At 55.5% G+C, this 20,435-nt stretch carries 17 protein-coding genes and 1 pseudogene; 9 read left to right on the top strand and 9 right to left on the bottom strand.

Annotated features, from left to right (window positions below):
• Nucleotides 1-363: 363 nt before the first annotated feature.
• The 3 genes from CD175_RS21370 to CD175_RS21360 all read right to left on the bottom strand — a co-directional run bounded on the left by CD175_RS21370 (nt 364) and on the right by CD175_RS21360 (nt 1,868).
• Entirely contained in the window at nt 364-804 is a 441-nt protein-coding gene (locus CD175_RS21370) for an MbcA/ParS/Xre antitoxin family protein (protein ID WP_240629016.1), read from the bottom strand.
• 288 nt (nt 805-1,092) lie between these two features.
• A complete protein-coding gene (locus tag CD175_RS21365; protein ID WP_103396036.1) occupies nt 1,093-1,542 on the bottom strand; it encodes an antitoxin Xre/MbcA/ParS toxin-binding domain-containing protein in 450 nt (149 codons plus the stop codon).
• A 146-nt stretch (nt 1,543-1,688) separates the two neighbouring features.
• The gene (locus CD175_RS21360; protein WP_103396035.1) at nt 1,689-1,868 is read right to left on the bottom strand and encodes a type II toxin-antitoxin system prevent-host-death family antitoxin; all 180 of its coding nucleotides are present in this window, start codon (nt 1,866-1,868) and stop codon (nt 1,689-1,691) included.
• Between the two features lie 588 nt (nt 1,869-2,456).
• On the opposite strand from CD175_RS21360, the gene CD175_RS21355 reads away from it, so the two are divergent.
• Nucleotides 2,457-2,933, top strand: a complete 477-nt coding sequence (locus CD175_RS21355) for an Xre family toxin-antitoxin system antitoxin (protein WP_103396034.1) — start codon at nt 2,457-2,459, stop codon at nt 2,931-2,933.
• A 785-nt stretch (nt 2,934-3,718) separates the two neighbouring features.
• On the opposite strand, the gene tnpC is transcribed toward CD175_RS21355, so the two are convergent.
• From tnpC to tnpA, 3 genes are all read right to left on the bottom strand, one after another.
• Nucleotides 3,719-5,245 (bottom strand): IS66 family transposase, encoded by a 1,527-nt coding sequence (gene tnpC, locus CD175_RS21350; protein WP_102599745.1) that lies wholly within the window; start codon nt 5,243-5,245, stop codon nt 3,719-3,721.
• An 81-nt stretch (nt 5,246-5,326) separates the two neighbouring features.
• A complete protein-coding gene (gene tnpB / locus CD175_RS31795; RefSeq protein WP_034149241.1) occupies nt 5,327-5,662 on the bottom strand; it encodes an IS66 family insertion sequence element accessory protein TnpB in 336 nt (111 codons plus the stop codon).
• Complete coding sequence (gene tnpA / locus CD175_RS21340; RefSeq protein WP_240628883.1) at nt 5,662-6,018, bottom strand: IS66-like element accessory protein TnpA; 357 nt, start codon at nt 6,016-6,018, stop codon at nt 5,662-5,664. The genes tnpB and tnpA overlap by 1 nt, the downstream gene beginning before the upstream one ends.
• Nucleotides 6,019-6,249: 231 nt before the next feature.
• Between tnpA and CD175_RS31135 the strand changes: the two genes are divergently transcribed.
• The 8 genes and pseudogenes from CD175_RS31135 (at nt 6,250) to CD175_RS21300 (ending at nt 16,501) form a co-directional block, all read left to right on the top strand.
• Entirely contained in the window at nt 6,250-7,371 is a 1,122-nt protein-coding gene (locus tag CD175_RS31135) for a TniQ family protein (RefSeq protein WP_108724266.1), read from the top strand.
• 456 nt (nt 7,372-7,827) lie between these two features.
• Nucleotides 7,828-8,046: pseudogene (locus tag CD175_RS21330) on the top strand (organoarsenical effux MFS transporter ArsJ); the annotation flags it as partial.
• 72 nt (nt 8,047-8,118) lie between these two features.
• The gene (gene gapS1 / locus CD175_RS21325; RefSeq protein WP_103396033.1) at nt 8,119-9,660 is read left to right on the top strand and encodes a GapS1 family protein; all 1,542 of its coding nucleotides are present in this window, start codon (nt 8,119-8,121) and stop codon (nt 9,658-9,660) included.
• Nucleotides 9,661-9,814: 154 nt separating this feature from the next.
• Nucleotides 9,815-10,156, top strand: coding sequence for a hypothetical protein (locus tag CD175_RS21320; protein ID WP_103396032.1), 342 nt, complete (start codon nt 9,815-9,817; stop codon nt 10,154-10,156).
• A 99-nt stretch (nt 10,157-10,255) separates the two neighbouring features.
• Entirely contained in the window at nt 10,256-11,512 is a 1,257-nt protein-coding gene (locus CD175_RS21315; RefSeq protein ID WP_103396031.1) for a TolC family protein, read from the top strand.
• Nucleotides 11,509-12,993, top strand: a complete 1,485-nt coding sequence (locus CD175_RS21310) for an efflux RND transporter periplasmic adaptor subunit (RefSeq protein ID WP_103396030.1) — start codon at nt 11,509-11,511, stop codon at nt 12,991-12,993. The genes CD175_RS21315 and CD175_RS21310 overlap by 4 nt, the downstream gene beginning before the upstream one ends.
• Nucleotides 12,990-16,148 carry an efflux RND transporter permease subunit gene (locus CD175_RS21305; protein WP_104450349.1) on the top strand — a complete coding sequence of 1,053 codons (3,159 nt, stop codon included), beginning with the start codon at nt 12,990-12,992 and terminating at the stop codon, nt 16,146-16,148. Before CD175_RS21310 ends, CD175_RS21305 begins: the two co-directional genes overlap by 4 nt.
• On the top strand, nt 16,145-16,501 hold the full coding sequence (locus CD175_RS21300) for a copper-binding protein (RefSeq protein ID WP_103396028.1): 357 nt from the start codon (nt 16,145-16,147) through the stop codon (nt 16,499-16,501). The genes CD175_RS21305 and CD175_RS21300 overlap by 4 nt, the downstream gene beginning before the upstream one ends.
• A 288-nt stretch (nt 16,502-16,789) precedes the next feature.
• On the opposite strand, the gene CD175_RS21295 is transcribed toward CD175_RS21300, so the two are convergent.
• From CD175_RS21295 to CD175_RS21285, 3 genes are read right to left on the bottom strand one after another with little or no spacing between them, the layout of a single operon-like run.
• Nucleotides 16,790-17,815 (bottom strand): DUF2955 domain-containing protein, encoded by a 1,026-nt coding sequence (locus CD175_RS21295; protein WP_104450348.1) that lies wholly within the window; start codon nt 17,813-17,815, stop codon nt 16,790-16,792.
• Complete coding sequence (locus CD175_RS21290; RefSeq protein WP_104450347.1) at nt 17,805-18,923, bottom strand: HlyD family secretion protein; 1,119 nt, start codon at nt 18,921-18,923, stop codon at nt 17,805-17,807. The genes CD175_RS21295 and CD175_RS21290 overlap by 11 nt, the downstream gene beginning before the upstream one ends.
• A complete protein-coding gene (locus tag CD175_RS21285) occupies nt 18,916-20,427 on the bottom strand; it encodes an efflux transporter outer membrane subunit (RefSeq protein ID WP_104450346.1) in 1,512 nt (503 codons plus the stop codon). Before CD175_RS21285 ends, CD175_RS21290 begins: the two co-directional genes overlap by 8 nt.
• Between the last annotated feature and the right edge of the window lie 8 nt (nt 20,428-20,435).

The raw sequence follows: 20,435 nt of genomic DNA, 5'->3' as shown, positions 1-20,435 counted from the left end.
GAATGACCGAATGGAAGTGCTGATATTTTTGCGCTACCGAACTGAGGCTCAAGTCGTGTTGGCGAAGCGCACTGACAAGCGCAACCGATTCTTGGACTCTGCCTTATCGAATGGGCCTGAGTTTGAGCCCATTGGCTGTCTAGCAGGCTGCCGCCAAACCGCGGCGGAGGATCACCTCGTCAATAGGTGAGGCTACGAATAGTTAATCTCTGTCTCGGTCTATTTGGAGCCATATCTGGTTTAACGTCGTTGAATGGCCGATTATTGCTTCACGCTAAGGGGCCAACAGCGGTCGGAAGATAGATAAACCTGTTTCCGGCACGAATCCCCAAAGCTGAGGCATCCATTCAAGCAGCGGCGCATCTAGCCGTGAATAATCCCGTCCACCTCGTCTTGCGCGGCTAATATCACATGAACCGCATCCGTGGAAACCAAGTCTCGTGGACGTTTGCCACCGAGCATTCCATTCGGCGAAAAAAACCAGAACGCCATCGACCAACTGCCTTTGGTAGGAGAGAGAATAGAGATTATTTCTTTTAATTCTGGATAAGGGCTGAGCCCAGCTTGAGTGGAGAACGCATAACAGGGAAATAGACTACAGCCTTGATGTTCGATCGAGAAAATTCGATTGCCTACCCCCCACTCAACCAAGGCCGGAGTAAGTATTTCCGCGGGAACACTGAGATGCTGTGCAAGCCTATTAACAGGCAAGAAGTCGCCGCATCCTAAAATTTCGTTCTTGGCTTGAGCGAGCATTTCCTGCTCTCTAGCGAGAATTCTGCACCGGATCTCGTCTTTTTCCACAACGCCACCTCGATTCGGATTTTTTCCCAATCGTACTCCGCTGGCAAGTCGACGTAACGGTGTAATCTCGCCACTCATCTGGCACGTAGACCACCGAACATTCCAACGTCTAGCCATTACCCGGCTGAATTGCGGCTCGGCGGCACCGTAGATCGGACCGCTAGACTTGGCGAATTTAGTGCTCTGAGGCCCCTATAGGAATCTTAGACACATGGCTGTTGAGGACGTCGTAAGGAGTAAGGCAACGAGCCAAGGCGGCTGTCTTATGTTTAAGGAACTGCCGAGCATCTATAAGGCATAGCCCTCTGCGATTTGCAGCAGCATCAACTCGACCTGATTTAAGCCGCTAAGTGTCGTCAGCATCCTAGCTGGCGTTTGGCCGCTAAAACGAGCTTTAGGCTTATCGAGCCAACGCATTGCATTTTCCGGACGTCCAAAGACAGCCTGGGCCATTGAAAAAATATGCGCATATCTGAACAGACGGTCGCTTTCAGCGACGTTCAATGACTGTCCGCTTTGGACTCGAGATTTCAATGCTCGCAACGAGATTATCTGGCTTCGTTGGGAGATTGAGACTAACCCGGCGGCGGCAAGATCCATCAACTTTGTGGCCGGGAAGCCGTGCGTTATCAACGTGTGAATCTCTAGGTCACTTGCTGACAGCGGAATGCCCAGAAACAGTTGGAGATTCGCGCGGTAAGCGGCGTACCCTTGCTCAGGTAGAGATTCAGCAATCATGACGCACCTCCTGCACATCGACGGCCCTGGAGCTAAAAATCTTTCTACGAGGTACGTGGAGAGGCTGGTTTCACCTCTGCTGGTGGCGTGAGCATTCTACCGCGACTCTCAGTCTTACTGAGTCGCCCTGTGTTTTATATACGCCTCTAGGCCTTACAATGAGACCTTGTAGAAGATGCCTGGCCGACTTGAATCGCTTCGGTACCCTCCAGCCAGCAAATTTCTCGCCCGTTCTTTGTTATGACGAAACTGTGACCTTGGGCGACTAGAGCCAAAAGGCGGCGGAGTCGCCGGCGAGCTTGGCTACAGCTGACGTGTGTACGCATAACTGAGGCACTCGTAAATAGGTTGTTCTAGAGCATAGCGTCCTACTGGCCTCACGTTTGGTGCCCGAGGCCCCCCGGAGCGACTGATCGCTCTTGATCCCATCTTCCTGGTGCGCGTCAATTCGTTAGTGGACGGCATCTATGTTGATATCAACGCTTCGCTGCCGGCGGATGATGAATGTCACACTCTGCGAGATACTACGCCATTTACCCAACTCGATTCCTTTCCTGACCGCTCGCTCCCGCTCGTCTCTTGTGCTTGCATTGCACACCGGATGCAAACGGTGGTCACCACCAACGCAAACGCTTGGTCAGTAAAATTGCAATTTGGTGGTCATGTGCGATGCAATTACGCAGTCTTGAGAACCCGACCGGGCAACCACGAGCTGATTCACTAGCGCGCGGAGCGATTGTTAGCAGATAGATACGGACCCAACCGCTCAATTCGCCGAATCATGTCCGGAGTCGATTTAGCGGTTCAGGGGTCGATAATCACAGGCAACGGAAAATGCCTAGGGAAGTGAAGTCTCCCTGCCGTAGGCCGAATGCTTCATTTGACGTAAAAACACATTGCAGGGTGGAGTAATAATGCCCACATCAACAACGCCTCGGCGACGTGCAGAAACGACAAACAAACCGTGTGAAGCAATAGTCGCCGCTTTCTGGGAATTCTGTTCAAAACAGAATTCGCTTATGGAAGCTGAACGGTTGTTACAAATCAAGGAAGGTTTATCTGCTCACCTTGTCCATGCTGTTCGCGACACCTTTGATCTTCAGAAGGGCACATTGGAAACGCTCTTTAATGCGTCCTACTCAACGCTGGAACGGTTTCGGCGCAGACAAAAGCCCCTCGATCCTGTCGCATCAGAACGCCTCGATCGAATTGCTGTGGTCTGTCTCCTTGCTGAGGATATCTTCGAGAGCAGAGCGGCTACCGTTCGGTGGATGTCCACACCGAATAAGGCTCTCGGCGGAAGTACACCTGTTTCGCTTTGCGTTACCGAGATTGGCGCCAAACAGGCTTGTCGTGTACTTCACGCTCTGGAGTCGGGCGGTGGTGGCTGATTCTGTACAAGCGAAGAGCGCAGGCCAAACACGCAATTTGCTTTGGAGTGGCGTCTCTCGATACGTTTAGACATTCTATCAGTGACTATGCCTGCCACCTTACGTTGCTATAATTGCTTTCGATTTATAACACTGTGTTAGTTAGATAGTAAGCGTCCGGCAAAGGCATCTGGCCCGAAGTCGGAAATGGCGCAACAACTGATAGCTTCCTTTAACCATCGCCACTTCTAGGGGGATGTTACGCGCGCAAGATGATGGGGCCGTAGTGACAGGACCACCCTCAAAAACAATGGTGATCCGTATAATTACATTAGACGGGGATTTAAGAGGTTTCAGGTACAGCAGGGACTATCGCTTGCGGCCGGCTTCCGTCGCAATTTTTCATAAGTTCGGATCAGTTTTGCGAGTTTTGCTACCAAATGCGGAGCGACAACTCCCGAGTGAATTTGGAAGGGGCAGAATGGGGTGCGCTACGGGGATATATAGGGATAATTAGGGTGTGATGGGGTGTTACGGGGATTATTAGGGAAAATAGGGGGTTATCAGGGGGCGCTATCTCCAGGGTAACTACCGTTCCCGCGGATTAAATGGGGGGAAATGGGGTGTTTGAGAGGGGGATACAGGGAGGCTAGGGGATTTATAGGGTGTTTAGGGGCGCTAAAGGGCGGTACGTGGCGTAGATCTACCCCATTGCAACCAATGCTACGAAAAACCATGTTTTGTGGATGATTTTGGGACTATGCGCCGGAATATTCATAAACGCTCCACGACGCGACCTGATGTAATTACACCGGTTGCCACCGATGTGGTAACAACGCCTCAATCTCACTCGCTCGCTGCGCGGGCAGCCGCGTCAGAACATCCTTCAGATAGGCGTACGGATCATGTCCATTTAGCCGTGCTGACTGGATCAAGCTCATGATTGCAGCCGCACGTTTGCCGCTGCGTAGTGACCCGGCGAACAGCCAGTTCGAGCGCCCAAGTGCCCATGGCCGGATTTGATTTTCACACCAATTATTGTCTATGGGCACGGCGCCATCCTCGAGATATCGGATCAACGCGACCCAGCGTTTGAGGCTGTAATCCAGGGCTTTGGCGATGGCCGACCCTTCGGGTACGAGTTCGCGCTGGGCAATCATCCAGGCGTGTAGCGCCTCGATTATCGGAGCCGCTTTTTCCTGCCGTATTCGGTGCCGCATGTCCGGTTCTAGGTCTTTTACTTCACGCTCTATTTCGTAAAGTGCGGCGATGTAATGCAGCGCTTTTTCGGCGACTTGGCTCTTGTTGGTCGCGTGAAGGTCGAAGAACTTGCGGCGAGCATGGGCCATGCAGCCGATCTCCGTGACGCCCAGATCAAAGCTCGCCTTGTAACCGGCGAAGTCGTCGCAGACCAGCTTGCCGTGCCAGTTGTTCAGGAAGGTTCGGGCGTGTTCGCCGGCGCGGCTCGGGCTGAAGTCGTAAACGACTGCCGCCAAGTCGGCGAACTGGCTGGTTGCGTAGGCCCAAACGTAGGCTCGGTGGGTCTTCTTGGCGCCCGGCGTCAGCATCTGTACCGGCGTTTCATCGGCGTGGATCACGCCATGCTCGAGCACTGCTACGCGCAGCGCATCCACCAGTGGCTGTAGCTGCACGCCGCAGGCGCCAACCCATTGCGCCAAGGTCGAACGGGCGATCGCCAGACCAGCTCGGCCGAAAATTTTCTCTTGTCGATACAGCGGCAGATGGTCAGCAAACTTGGCCACCATAACGTGGGCCAGCAGGCCTGCCGTAGGGATGCCTTTGTCGATGACATGCGCCGGTACCGGTGCCTGGATCAACGTCTCGCACTGCTCACAGGCCCATTTCCCACGGATATGGCGTTCGACGGTAAACACGCCGGGGGTGTAGTCGAGCTTTTCGCTGGCATCTTCACCGATGCGCTTGAGGGCGCAGCCGCATTGGCAATGGCTGTTGTCCGGTTCGTGGTGGATCAGCGTACGAGGAAACTGCGCTGGCAGCGGCGCACGCTTGGGTTGCTGACGCACTTTGGCCGCAGTCGGCGTTGATTGCAGTGCCTCAAGTTCAGCTTCGATAGCCGCGATGTCGGTGTCGATCAGGTCATCGAGCAAGCTAGCTTGAGCAGGACTTAGTTGTTCGCTGCGCTTGGCAAACTTGAAGCGCTTGAGCAGCGCGATCTCATGGGTCAGTTTCTCGTTGACTGTTTTGTGATGGTGGATTTGTTTGTCCATCGTCTCGACGCGCTGCATCAACTGCGCGGCCAGAGCACGCAGTTGTTCAGGGTTCAGTTGGTCGAGATTCGGGGCGGAAGTCATGCCGCTGATTTTGCCAGAGCAGGCATTAGGCGACGATAGGTTGATCGGACAATTGTGCTGGCGAGCTGGCCATGACAGAACTTAAAGCACAGTGATGACGCCGCCGGCACCGACTCTTTGCCACGGTAATCCGAGTATCAGGGCCTGAAGTTGCTCGGCGTCTAATTCAAGCTCTGAACCGTGTCGGACACCCGGCCAGAAAAAGCGCCCCTGGTGCAATCGACGTGCTGCCAGCCAGATGCCGACGCCGTCATGCACCAGCACTTTCATCCGATTGGCGCGGCGGTTGGCGAAGAGATAAGCACAGTGCGGCTTCGCCGCACCGAACACGGCCACTACCCGTGCAAGCGCGGTGTCGGTGCCCGCGCGCATGTCCATCGGCTCGGTGGCGAGCCAGATGGAATCGATGCGGATCATCAGATTAATCCCCGGACGAATCGGGCACATCCCTCGGGATCGTTGACGGGCCAGTTCACCACGAGGCTCCCATGCTCGCTTGGCACGTCGATTCTGATCGATGGCTCGGGACGATCATGAACGCAGGGTTCTAGTTTCAAAGGGATAAAAGCGGGCAGGTTTTTACTGTCCGCGTCGCGATAAAGCGGAATCCATTTACGCACGAGATTGGCATTGATCCCGTGGCTCAGCGCGACGCTTGCGATGGACGCACCAGCGTGCAGACATTCCTGAACGACTTGGGCTTTGAAAGGTTTGGGGTAAGAGTGTCGTTGGCGCATGGCGATCCGCTTAATAAGGCTAAAAATGGTGTCCACTTAAATAGGTGTCCACCATCGCCCTAAGCGTTGGGATCAGAAAGGTGTGTTGGCCGGACGCTTACGTTAGATAGCCATGATACATGGCATAACAGGCCAGGATGCCTAGCTCAAATGTTAAAGATTCTCCTGGGCGGGATAGTTGATATTTTTGATGGTTAGGATTCTAGAAGGTGCCATGGGTATTTATTTTTTTCGTGCTCGCTAGAGTACAAAAATGACAGAAAACAAATGAATCAATTAGACTGTATTGAATTATTTCCATGTCCGTTCCCTGATGAAAGTTTAGAGTCTGTAATTTATAGATATCACTTGCTCATTGGGTCAAACAGTGAGACGGCCACATCCATTGCTATGTTTAATGCGTACCGGTATCCTGGAAGTTATAATCTAGAGCATGTTCGCGTGCTAGTAGATAAGTTGTATGGAGTTGCTAGCGGAAAGTTTGATTTATTTTTGGTAAATCATACTTACTATAGGTTGACTAAAAACTTTCATTTGGGAGATGTCTCGGGTTCGATTCGAGATGGCGTTTGGCTAATTAAAAGCTTCGGACTCTCAAAGTTTTGCCCAATGTGCGTAAGAAATGATATCGAAGTTTTTGGTGTTCCGTATATCCATAGATCTCATCAGCCAAGTTTAGTTGATTTTTGCTGGGAACATCATGCGAAGTTGATTGAAATTAAAGATAGGCCGGTGCGTGGTATATATTTGTGTGCGAAAGATTTCTACCAGTGCCTAAAAGAAATTGCCAATCAAGAAGTAGAGACGACAAGCTCTAAATTTCAAATTAGAGTCGCGAATTTTGTGCATAAAATTTTGAATAATCATCTTCCTGAAATAAAGCGCTCCGATCTAGTTAGAGCTGTGGAATATAAGTTGTGGCGCTCTGGGAAGATAAAGAAAAAAGTTGGTTTCAGTGGCCGAGTGCCAAAAAAACACAGGAATCGGTGGGTGGTGGATTCGCTTACTAAAGCGTCAGTATATCGCGATTTAACAGAGCTACTTCCTGGCAGTCTTTCAGTTTCAGCACTGCTGCTAGCTTTTTTTAATAGTTTTGAGGAGTTTCAGTTAGCTATATTAGAGGCTGTTAAGTATCGCGATATTTCTCAAGTCCCAGGAGATGTGAAAAATAAAAGCCTCGTATGGTTCTATCGCAGGCATGCTTTGGCCCTAGAGGGACGTCGTTTCAATGATGAAACTATAAGCCAGTGGCTAACAGTAAATGATAAGGAGTGGCATGATGAGTATTTATCAGTTGTTAGTAGGATTCCACCCGATAAAGATTATTTTAAAGGGTGTTTAGACGAGCTAAAGAGTTTTGCTTATGAATCAACATACATAAGCCGCTGATAAAAATTCCAGCCAACAGAAGTGTCAACTCGATGGATACAATCAGTCATCGTACAGTGTTGAACAATTCCGCCATCGATTGGGTAGCAGATACAGCCCCGGAGTATTGAAGTTGGGGGAATGCACAGAGCTCTCCCAGTTGTATTAGATCTTTCCAGCGATTCGAGTCGATGTGACAACCATGTTTCAGGTGCATTGACTGCCAGGTCCTTCGAACCAAAGCGTATCGCTCCTATCATTGATCCCAATGAGCACAGCAGCGCTGCGGTCCAGCCCCATGGTGCAGTGGACTGGCTCATCTCGAGGATCGTTTACTCATTGTAGAAATGAAGAGCTATGGCCGGGCGCCTACATTTTTGTTGATGACGGGGCATGAGCAGATGCGGTCAGTTGTCGCGGCGTTGGCAGGTGATTGGGATGCAGCCAAAAAGGTTGAGCTGGACCTCCCGGAGACTGGCGTACCTGATCGTGTCCTACGCCAAGGAAGATGGCGTGTCGCTAGATGTGGGGTTTTACTACATGTCGAACGCAATGGGGCGACCGATCGGCACTGTGCTCTCCGGCTGGGTTTATCAGGTGTATGGGCTGGAGGCTTGCTCGTGGATATCGAGCGCATTCGTGTTGCTCACAGCACTGATCTCTATTGCGTTACCGAGGTATGCCGAAGCGTTTTAATCAACCTAAAGGCGGCTTGGAATCGAACGCTGTGTGAGAATGTCATTGATCTCAAACAAGGATGCCACTCTCATGGCGAAGCTGCCGATCAGAGCAAAGAGTTTCGACGAAGGCTTGACGGAAATTCAACGCATTATTCGACACTACGACCCGCTCAGCTTATTGGAAGCGGCGTTGAGGTATCTATACAGTCCCACCAAAGATCGCTTTGAGCAGGCATCCAAGCAGCCATGGTTGATCATGTTGTTTATTAAATGGATTTTTCTAGATCCATTAGTAAATAGCCCATTGAGGCGCCCCTCAATCTCTCAGAATGAAATGCTTGAGTTGCTACAAAAGGTCCTTGATCTGACGGAAACCGGTAGCCTGCCCGATGAGTACGAAGACGTACGGCTTTTTTTCCGGGCGGTGGCCTACCAGCAGTTTTTTCATCAGACAGAGAGCGGCTTGGTTGATATTGCTCGTCAGGAGCTTTTGTTCGCAAAAGTCCCGGAAAATCATTATTTCAAAACTCGTTTCCTGAATGGCACCGGGGTTTCCATACGGGACTTTCTGCGTCTTTCTTTTGCGGTCCTTGCTAGCACGAAGAAAAGTGGTCCTGTACTTCAGCGAGCCACTCTTTTTGGTCTCTGTCCAGCCTTTACACCGATGGCTGTAGACGCCTATCTACGTACAGTTTCTGTCGAAGTTGGAGATTTGCATCGCACCTTAGAAGAGGTAGATAAGGACGGACGCCACCCGAACGAGTATTTGCAGCAAACGCCCTTCCTAAAATTCCCATTCATCAAGGTTCGCTCCGAATATTTGTGTGTGTCCCATCATGTTCTTGAGCGATCCTTGGGACATTTCATCTACGACTACCTCAAGCGAGCTGACGTAGACGGGTTCAATAACGCTTTTGGAAAGTCGTTTGAAAAATATGTAGGCGACTGGTTGAGCAAGTCAGGGTTGCCGACAGCCAATGAGAGCGAATTGAATCTGGTCCTGCCTGGTCAAGGGAAAGTCGTCGATTTCATTGTTGCCGATGGTGATTCGAATGTGCTGATCGACGCCAAAGGTGTGGAAATGGCGCAGCGGGGTATGGTTGCGTTTCAACGGGGGGATGTTCGTCGAGCGACCCAAACGTCCTTGATTAAAGCTTTCGAACAAGGGCATGAGGTTGCTGCTCGAATCGCTTCGATGGGCGGTGATCATCCCGTGATTAGTCAGCGCTCCTCTACCTACCTGCTGGCTGTTACATACAAAGAGCTGTACATCGGGAACGGAGTTACTTTCGCAGCCGTTGTAGGAGATGCAGTGCTCGAAAAAATTCGATCCAAATATGCTGAGCAACATTTGATCCCCGTCGAAAATATTTACTTCCTCACGATTCATGAATTTGAAGAGCTGATGAGTCTGGTAGCAAGCGAAAAAATTGGTTTAGTAGAAGCCTTGGAGAAGGCTAAACAAGCTGATTCTGAGCGGATGACCCAAAAATTCAATTTCGAGCTGCATCTCCATGAGTGGTCGAAGCAACTGGGCAGAGAGCAACCATTACGAGAAATCCTCAAATCGATGGTGGATGAAATGCGCGTTGCGTTTCCTGCTCAGTCCGAGACAGCGGCGCAGAAATAAATCGGGACGCAGTTCGTCAATCACTTCAATTTCGCACTGATAATGCTGGCTTAATTTAGATCCAGTGATATCGCCTGGATCAGGGCCTTTCGATAGACCGCTGAGAACATTCATCCAATTGTAAGAGCCATTTTCAGCGACTACACTCCAGCCCATGAAACGCTACCTGCGGTTTTGCATCATCTTCATGATCAGCTTGGCGCTTCCCCTCAGCGGGATGGCGGGTGTTCAGGCACCAACAGAACCATGCCCAATGAAGGCAATGGGCATGGCGATGATGGACGACATGGGCATGGACTGCTGTAACGACATGAAAAGCCCTACCGAGCACGGCAAACCTTGTAAGCCGGGCCAGGAATGCAAGACAGGCGGCATGCTGCAAGTCTCGATCTTCAAGCCTCCTGTAACCGAACTCAGCCCCGTCGTGATTTCCTTCTTCAGCGATTCCCTACCCGTACAGACCCCGTCCGGGGTATGGCGACCGCCTCGCGTTTGATTCCTGTCCCACGTTGAGCCTCTTTCCGCATTAGCGGGATGGACTAGCTGCGCGCGTGTCTTTTTCCGCGCGCAGTGGATGATCACAGGAATCGTAACCATGAACTCCAAGTGCTATTGCACAGGTTGGTCCCTCGTGGCCGGTCTGGCGGCAAGCGTATTAGTATTGCCGAGCTTCGCTGCCGCCTTGACACTCGATGAAGCGTTGCGGCTGGCCGAAAACAATGCACCGTCGCTGACTGCACAAGACGCCAAAATTCAGGCTGCCAGCAGCGCGGCTATTCCAGCCGGTGAGCTACCTGACCCCAAACTGCTGCTGGGCGTGCAGAACTACCCCATTGGCGGTCCGGATCGCTGGAGCATCGACCAGGATTTCATGACCATGCAAATGGTTGGGGTCAGGCAAGAGATGCCCAATAGTGACAAGCGCAAAGCGCGCGTCGAGGTCGCCGATGCGGCCATTGATCGCGCCGCTGCGGAGCGTCGAGTCGAACGCCTGAAGGTTCGCCAGTCCACGGCGTTGGCCTGGATCAGCAGCTACTCGGTTGAGCGCAAAGACGCGCTGTTCCAGGACTTCTACAAAGAAAACCGCCTGTTGACCGATACCGTCCGGGCCCAGATTGCCGGAGGCCGCGCTCAACCCGCCGATGCGGTGACGCCCAAGCAAGAAGCGGCTCAACTGGCGGAGCAACAGGACGATCTGATGCTCCAGAGAACGCAGGCCAGAGCAGCCCTCAAACGCTGGATTGGTTCCGCCGCCAACGACAAGCCTGTGGGCAGCCTGCCTGAATGGCCTGTCGAAACCTCAAGCTACTCCCATAAACTGCAACACCATCCAGAGTTGGCCGCATTCGCGCCGATGACCCGTGAAGCGCAAGCCAAAGTTAATGAAGCGGTGTCGGAGAAGCAGTCGGACTGGAGCTGGGAACTGGATTACCAGCACCGTGGCCGTGAGTTTGGCGACATGGTCAGCGTGCAGTTTTCATGGGATCTGCCGCTGTTTCCTGACTCTCGCCAAAACCCCAAAATCGCAGCCAAACAGGCTGAACTCAGCCAGCTTGAGGCCGAGCGTGAAGCCTTGTCACGCGAGCACACTCAGCAACTGGAAAACGAACTGGCTGACTATGAGCGCCTGAATCGTGCCGTGCGCCGAAACCAGGAAAGCCTGGTACCACTGGCCAAGGAAAAGGTCGAACTCAGCATGGCCAGTTACCGGTCGGGCAAAGGCGATTTAAACGCCGTTGTTGCCGCCCGACGTGAACTCATCGAAGCCCGTCTCAAACAGGTCGAAGTGGAAGAGCAGCGAGCGCTGACCAGTGCGCGTCTGTATTTTGCTTATGGGGAGTCCAGCCAATGATCCTTAAAAAAGGGAATGGGGCATTGCTGGTAGGTATCTCGCTGGCATTGGGTGTTGTTGGTGGCTACTGGTTCGCTCACCAGCGCATGAGCGGAGTACCAGGTACCGCGCCGGAAAAGAGCCTCAGTTCACCGGATGAACGCAAGGCTCTGTACTGGAACGACCCCATGTACCCGCAGCAAAAGTTCGATAAGCCGGGCAAGTCGCCCTTCATGGACATGCAACTGGTCCCCCAGTACGCCAGCGGCACAGGGGACCGTGCGAGCGTCAGTATCGATCCGAGCCTGACCCAGAATCTCGGTCTGCGTTTTGCGACTGTCACTCGTGGGATCTTTGACTCCAGCCTCGAAGTAACCGGTGCCTTGACGTTCAACGAACGTGATGTCGCTGTGATTCAGGCACGCACCACTGGCTTTGTGGAGCGGGTCTATGACCATGCTCCCGGCGATGTACTCAAAGCCAACGCGGTGTTGGCAGATATCCTGGTGCCTGAGTGGGCCGCTGCCCAGACAGAGTTTGTAGCACTGAAGCGCAACGGGGATGCTGACCTGTTGGCTGCGGCTCGCCAGCGACTACGACTTACCGGGATGCCGGCAACACTGATTACTCAGGTAGAGCGTGACGGTAAGGTTCAGCCCTACCTGACGCTCACCAGCCCCATTGCCGGTGTGCTGCAAGAATTGAACGTACGTGCGGGCATGACCGTGGCGGCTGGCGATACGTTGGCACGCGTCAATGGCTTGAGCAGTGTCTGGCTAGCCGTGGCCGTTCCAGAATCGGATGCCGGATCGATCACCGTGGGGCAGGCGGTCGAAGCGCGTCTGCCAGCCTTCCCAGGGACAACGCTCAATGGCAAGGTCAGCGCGATTTTGCCCGAGACCAATCCGGACAGCCGCACCCTTCGTGTGCGGGTAGAACTAGCCAATCCGGACGGACGCCTCAGACCGGGTTTGACCGCGCAGGTACGCCTGAATCGTTCGACCGGGCAAAGTGTGTTGTGGGTGCCGAGCGAAGCCGTCATTCGCACTGGCCAACGTGCTCTGGTGATGCTGGCCGAAGAAGCGGGTCGCTATCGCCCCGTGGAAGTGCAGCTTGGCCAGGAAAGCGATGGCAGGACAGCCATAATCAGAGGTCTGGAAGAGGGCCAGAAAGTGGTCACGTCGGGTCAGTTCCTGCTCGACTCGGAGGCCAGTCTCAAGGGGGTCGTGGCCGGTTCAGTGCAAGAGTCGCCTCCCAACGTAGCTACCTCTGGTTTGCATGAGGCAGACGGGCAGATCGTCGAGATCAACGACAAAGAAGTCACGCTCGCCCACGGTCCCTTCAAGACACTGGGCATGCCTGGCATGACGATGACGTTCCCACTCGCCAATCCGACTCTGATGCAAGGTCTCAAAGCGGGCGATAAGGTTCGGGTTGCGGTGAGTCAGACCGATGATGGTTTGCGTGTTGAACGTCTGGATAAATCGGGGAGCCATCTATGATCGCTGCCCTGATTCGTTGGTCCGTGGCCAACCGATTCCTGGTGCTACTGGCGACACTGTTTGTCACGGCTTGGGGCATTTGGTCGGTGCAGAGCACGCCCATCGATGCGTTGCCAGATCTCTCGGATGTTCAGGTGATCATCCGCACCCCTTTTCCGGGACAGGCGCCGCAGATTGTCGAGAACCAGGTGACCTATCCGTTGGCCACCACCATGCTCTCGGTGCCGGGAGCCAAGACGGTGCGTGGCTATTCCTTCTTCGGTGACAGCTTCGTTTACGTGCTGTTCGAAGACGGCACTGACTTGTACTGGGCTCGCTCGCGGGTGTTGGAGTATCTGAGCCAAATACAAAGTCGGTTGCCGGCCAGCGCCAAGCCGGCGTTGGGACCGGATGCGACGGGGGTGGGCTGGATCTATCAGTACGCGCTGGTGGATCGCAGTGGAGGACACGACCTGGCGCAGCTACGCGCACTTCAGGATTGGTTCCTCAAGTTCGAACTCAAGACCCTGCCCAACGTGGCGGAAGTGGCCACCGTGGGAGGCATGGTCAAGCAGTACCAGGTGCAGCTCGATCCGCTCAAACTGGCCAGCCTCGGCATCACTCAGGCTGAGGTGACCGAAGCTATCGGCAAGGCCAACCAGGAAACCGGTGGTGCGGTGCTGGAGATGGCAGAGACCGAGTTCATCGTGCGCGCTTCCGGATACTTGAAGACGCTCAATGACTTTCGGGCGATCCCGCTCAAACTGGGTGCGGGTGGCATACCGGTGACCCTTGGCGATGTCGCCACAATCCAGTTGGGGCCGGAAATGCGGCGTGGCATTACTGAACTCGACGGCGAAGGCGAGACCGTCGGCGGCGTGGTGATTTTGCGCAGCGGCAAGAATGCTCGCGAGACCATTACGGCAGTCAAGACCAAACTTGACGAACTGAAAAGCAGCCTGCCGGCCGGGGTGGAAATCGTCACCACCTACGACCGCAGCAAGCTGATCGACCGCGCTGTGGAAAATCTCAGCCACAAGCTAATCGAAGAGTTCATCGTCGTCGCGTTGGTATGTGGGATCTTCCTCTGGCACCTGCGCTCATCCCTGGTGGCGATCATCTCCTTGCCTGTTGGTGTGTTGATTGCCTTCATCGTCATGCGCTACCAGGGCATCAACGCCAACATCATGTCCTTGGGTGGGATAGCCATCGCCATCGGCGCCATGGTCGATGCCGCCGTGGTAATGATCGAGAACGCCCACAAGAAGATTGAGGCTTGGCACTTGGCCAATCCAGGGGAGGAACTGAAGGGTGAGCGTCATTGGCATGTAATGACCGAAGCGGCAGCAGAGGTAGGCCCGGCGCTGTTCTTCTGTTTGTTGATCATCACTCTGTCGTTCATTCCGGTGTTCACACTGGAAGCCCAGGAAGGTCGGCTGTTTGGCCCTTTGGCTTTCACCAAGACCTACGCCATGGCCGCAGCGGCTGGATTGTCAGTGACCTTAGTGCCAGTGCTGATGGGTTACTGGATCAGAGGACGAATCCCCAATGAGCAACAGAACCCGCTAAATCGTTGGCTGATCCGGATCTATCAGCCAGCCCTGGACGCAGTCTTGCGTCGACCAAAGATAACGCTGTTCGTGGCGCTATTGGTTTTTGTCAGTGCGCTGTGGCCAATGTCTCGATTGGGTGGTGAGTTTCTTCCACCGCTGGACGAAGGCGATCTGCTCTACATGCCTTCAGCTTTGCCGGGGCTGTCGGCGCAGAAGGCCGCGCAACTGCTGCAACAGACCGACCGTTTGATCAAGACCGTTCCAGAGGTCGAACACGTCTTCGGTAAAGCCGGCCGCGCTGAAACCGCCACCGACCCGGCACCGCTGGAGATGTTTGAAACCACTATCCAGTTCAAGCCGCACGAGCAATGGCGTCCAGGCATGACGCAGGAAAAGTTGGTGGAAGAACTGGATCGAGTGGTACGAGTCCCTGGGCTGACGAATATCTGGATACCACCGATTCGCAACCGTATCGACATGCTAGCCACTGGGATCAAGAGTCCCATCGGAGTGAAAGTTGCCGGCACCAACCTGACGGAGATCGATGCTGCGACTCAGGCCGTCGAGCGAGTGGCAAAGGGCGTGCCCGGTGTCAGTTCGGCTCTGGCCGAACGACTGACCGGTGGCCGCTATATCGATGTGGATATCGACCGCAAAGCCGCCGCTCGCTACGGACTGAATATCGCCGATGTGCAGTCAATCGTGGCCGGCGCTATCGGTGGTGAAAACGTCGGCGAAACCATTGAAGGGCTTGCACGCTTCCCGATAAACGTCCGTTACCCACGGGAGTGGCGGGATTCGCTCGGCGCTCTGGAGCAGTTGCCAATCTACACCCTGCTAGGCAGCCAGATCACCCTTGGCACAGTGGCGAAGATCAAGGTCAGCGACGGGCCGCCGATGCTCAAAAGCGAGAACGCACGGCCTTCAGGCTGGGTGTACATCGATGTGCGTGGTCGGGACATTGCCTCGGTGGTTGCCGATCTGCGCCGGGTCGTCAATGAGCAGGTCAAGTTGCAGCCCGGCATGAGTCTGAGTTACTCAGGGCAGTTCGAGTTTCTCGAAAGGGCCAACGCACGACTCAAGCTGGTAGTACCCGCGACGCTGTTGATCATCTTCGTGTTGCTTTACCTGACGTTCGCCCGCTTCGATGAGGCCTTGCTGATCATGGCCACGCTGCCTTTTGCACTGACTGGAGGTGCATGGTTCCTCTACCTTCTGGGGTTCAACCTGTCGGTGGCCACCGGGGTCGGCTTTATCGCACTGGCCGGGGTTTCTGCTGAGTTTGGCGTGATCATGTTGCTCTATCTGAAGAATGCCTGGGCCGAACGTGAAGACCTTGGTGACAACTCCGAGCGCGGGCTGGTGGCGGCGATACGTGAAGGTGCTGTGCAGCGAGTTCGTCCCAAGGCCATGACCGTGGCCGTCATCATTGCGGGTCTGTTACCCATCCTGTTGGGCAGCGGCGCGGGTAGCGAAGTGATGAGCCGCATCGCCGCGCCGATGGTCGGCGGTATGGTCACGGCGCCCTTGCTTTCCCTGTTTGTCATTCCGGCGGCTTATCGTTTGATGCGCCGCCGAAACCTCCCCGTTGAACCCGTCATCCGTGAAGGAAAAATCGTATGAAACTGACCCTGATTGCAGTTGCAAGCACCATAGTCACACTGTCTCTTTCTGCCCTGGCGGAGGACATGCCCGGCATGAAAATGGACGGTATGGAGGGCATGCAAATGACGCAGGACGTAAAGCAGACTCCAGTAGCCAAAGCGGAGGGCACGATCAAGGCTATTAACTCCGAGAAGCACACTGTGACTATCGCTCATGGCGCCGTACCGGCGGTGCAGTGGCCTGCTATGACAATGGCATTTTCTGCCACGGCGGACCAATTGGCGGGTCTAAACCCTGGAGATCAGGTGATTTTCGAATTCAGGTCTGAGGGCGCGAAAGCGACAGTAGTGTCCATTAAAAAGATGAAATAACCACTAGACGCTTAGCCCCTCTCTCACACAATGAAGGAGGAAAGGGGCTAGCGTCTGTTTGAGATTTTGTTGTTATCCAACCGCGATCACATTCAACCGCCGCGACTTGAAGCCTGTGACAAACCTAATTGTTTCAAAAGCGATCTGAATAATCCTAAGCGAGTATCTTGTGACAAGGCTATTTTCTGTTTTCGACGTCGCACCGACTTCTCAAAGCCTTGAATTTCCCCGTTAGCTGTGACAAACCTAATTGTTTGGGCACACCCTCTTCAGGGGGTTTTTCTGTTTCTAGGAGAGCGTAATTCGCCGTTGCCGCCGCGTGTCCAGCAAATACACCATCAAACAGGCATACAAAGTCACCAGAATGAACAGCCCCATGCGGATGGCGAAGGCGGTGTAGACGTCCTTGCCCGCTGCGCTGTCCTGTACCGATTGGCCGAGCAGAATGATCAGGGTCGCCATACTGTTTAGCCAGAAACTCGGTGGTTGTCGGGTTCTGGCCAGGCCGTAGAGTTTTCTGGCGGCCAGTAAACCGAATAGCAGCATCCACAGAAAAAACATCCACAGATTCACGAACAGGCTCAGCGCGCACCAGAAAAGAATCGCCATCAGGCCGCCGAGCAGGGTCGAACCGAGCAATTCCTGGCCGGCGTTGCGGGCGCTGGTTGCGCAGCTCTGTTGGCCGAGGCTGACGGCTTTCATGATGATCGGCAGATAGCTGGCCGGGTCGATCATGGCCAGCAGGAACGTCGGCAGCACCACCAGCGTGGCCCGTAGCGCCAGCCAGCTGCTTTCGCTGGGCGTAAGGTTCGGGCCGGGCTTGGCGGGTGGGGCGCTGGCGGGGTCGGGAAATAGCCAATGGCTGATGGTCAGCGTCGTGACGGCCAGGAACAGTCCCTTGACCAGGGCTACTATCACCTCGAGCGCCAGGGCGAATTCAGCGGTTCCGGCGGCACTGATCAAGGTCAGGCCTACCACCAGGAACGTCGCCACCAGCGGGTTGCCACCCCGCAGGCCGTAACCGAACGCCATGAACAGGCACAGTCCGATCAGCAGCACGCCACTGAACGGGTAGTAACGCAGCAGCGGGATCAGCAGCAGGCCGGTCCCGGTGGTCAACATCAGGATCAGGATCAGACCCAGGCTGGCCTTGAACGGCAACGGCCGGTTCATCGCTGCCAGCATCATCAGCGCCAGCATCGGCGCGAGGAACGGGATGGGCAGGGCCAGGCCGAAGCTCGCCGCCAGGCACAGCGCCGTACCGAAGCCCAGGCGCAGTGCGCGCTGAACCCGGGCCGGGCGCTCAATACGCATAGGACATCCAGCTCATCAGACGCAGAAACACGCGCCCAAGAACATTCAGCGGGTTGCCCTCGCTCGGGAAGGCCATGACTTCGGCCTGTCCGCCGGAGCGGATGCCTTGTGGACCGGTCAACTCGCCGGGTTCGAACTCGATGATGACCGGAAAGCGCTGGGCCGGGCGCAGCCAGTCGCGGCTGTTTTCCACCTTCGGCAGGCTACCCGGTTGGGTGGTCTGGCCGATATCGACGCCATAGCCGACGCTGCGCACATGGCCTTTGTAAATTTTCCCTGGCAGGGCGTCGAGGACGATGGACACCGGCGTCCCGGGCTGGACACTGCCGAGGTTGTTTTCGGTCATGTCGGCGCTGATCCACACGTCGTGGATGGCGATCAGGGTCATCACCGGCGCACCGGCGGCGGCGAACTGGCCGACATCGGTGCGCAAATCGGTGATCAGGCCGGCCGAGCGCGCGTGGACTTTGGTATTGCTCAAGTCCAGCTCGGCTTTTTCGAGGTTGCTGGCGGCGCTGAGCAATTGGGCGTTTTCTGATTCGTTACCGCCCTGTTGTTCCCGCGCCCGTTGCACTTCGGCCTTGGCCGCGGCGACCTGACTGATGGACTCCTCCAGGGTGGCGCGGGAGATCTCGAGGCGGCGCAGCGAGATGGTGCCCGGGTCTTCGCGATACAGGCGTTCAAGCCGCTGGCTATCCTGGCGAGCCTTGAGTTCATTGGCCTGGGACGCGCGCAGGGACGCTAGCTTGGAGTCGACGCCAGCCGTGTTGGCGCCCACCTGGCGACGGGTCGACTCAAGGTCGGCGCGGGCGCGATCGACGGCAATCTGGTACTGCTCCGGATTGACTTCAAACAGCAATTCGCCAGCCTTGACGTCCTGGTTGTTGCGTACGTGCACCTTGGTCACCCGGCCGGATACCTCGGCCGCCACCGGCACAATGAAGGCCTGCACCCGTGCCTGTTGCGTGTAGGGCGTGTAACGGTCGGCCATCAGGTACCAGACCAGGCTCAGGATGATCAGCAGTACTACCCAGTTGATGGCTTTTCTGGCCGGGTCGGGGGCGGCTGCCGAGGTATTCTCGGCGGCCGGTTGTGGGCTGTCAGTCATGGGCACTTTCCTTCGGTTCGTCGAGCAGGTCGCCCCAATCGGTCCGTTGTTGCATCTGTTGGCGCGTGGCCGGGTCGATCATCGGCTGGTCGCTGTACCAGCCACCGCCCAGTGCCTTGTACAGGGCAATCAGGCTGTTGACGGCGGTGCCACGGTTGACCAGGTAGATATCCTGCTGGGCAAACAGGGCGCGCTGGGCATCCAGTACGCGCTGGAAATCCGAATAGCCTTCGCGGTACTGGGCATTGGCCAGGGTCACCGAACGTTCGGCGGCCACCGATGCATCGCTGAGGATCCGGTCGCGCTCCAGCGCTTTGATCAAACCGGTCGCGGCATCGTCAGCCTCGCGTGCTGCCTGGCGTACGCTGTCCTGGTAGATAACGATCAACTGTTGCAAGCGCGCATCCTGCACGCGGACGTTGTTGGTGATCCGGCCATGGTCGAAGATGTCCCAGCGCAGGCTAGGACCGGCCACCATGTCGAGGGTATTGGATGCACCGTTGAGCGAGCTGGCAGACCAGACGATGCTGCCCAGCAGGCTGATGGAGGGATACAAGTCAGTCTCGGCCACACCGATCAACGCCGACTGCGCCGCCACTTGCAGCTCGGCCGCACGAACATCGGGACGCCGCACCAGCAGATTCGCCGGTACATCCTGCAGTACAGCCGTATCGAGCAATGGCACCACCCCGGTGTTGCGATCCAGGTCAGGGATGGAGCCGGGTGGCTGGCCGATCAGGGTGGACAACGCATTTCGCAAGCTCGCCACCTGGCTCTCGAAATCCGGGATGGTACTCAGGGTGCCCAGGTACTGGGTCTTGGCCTGTTGCAGGTCGAGTTCGGCCTCGGCCCCGCTTTTGAACAGGCGCTCGGTGATCTCGTAGCTGCGCTTTTGTAATTTGGCGTTACTGCGGGCGATGGCCAGGCGTGCCTCGGCGGTGCGCAAGGCGTAGTAGTTTTGCGCCAGTTGCGCGTGCAACAGCACCAGGGCATTTTCATAGTTGGCCTGGGCGGCAAACCAGGACGCGTCGGCCGACTCAATGGCACGGCTGAAACGACCCCAGAAATCCAGCTCCCAACCAATATCGAAGCCGACGCTGTGTTGCCAGAAATGCGTGTCCTGGGGGTTGGCGCCGCCCGATTGTCGACGGTTCAGGTACAGGCTGTCGGCGCTGGCCTGCTGCAATTGCGGGTAGCGTCCACTCAGGGCGATGCCCAATTGTGCGCGGGCCTCCATGACCCGCAGGCCAGCGACCTCCAGGTCGGGGTTATGGGCGTCGGCTTCGGCCATCAGGTGATCCAGCACCGGGTCTTCGAACACACGCCACCATTGGCGGCTATCCGGTTGCGCGCGTTTTTGCCCGGCCATTTCCAGGGCCGGGCTGTTCCAGTGTTCGACCCAAGGCTGGGCTGGCGACTGGAAATCCGGGCCCAGTTGCACGCAGCCACCCAGAAAGGCAGTCCCGCAGAGCAGCAGCCGGCTGATGCGAGCAGGACGTGGCATCAAGCGCA

The organism is Pseudomonas laurylsulfatiphila (assembly GCF_002934665.1).
Classification (GTDB): Bacteria; Pseudomonadota; Gammaproteobacteria; order Pseudomonadales; family Pseudomonadaceae; genus Aquipseudomonas; species Aquipseudomonas laurylsulfatiphila.
The sequence above is the reverse complement of the archived record's forward strand: the minus strand, read 5'-3'. Positions and strand labels throughout refer to the sequence as shown.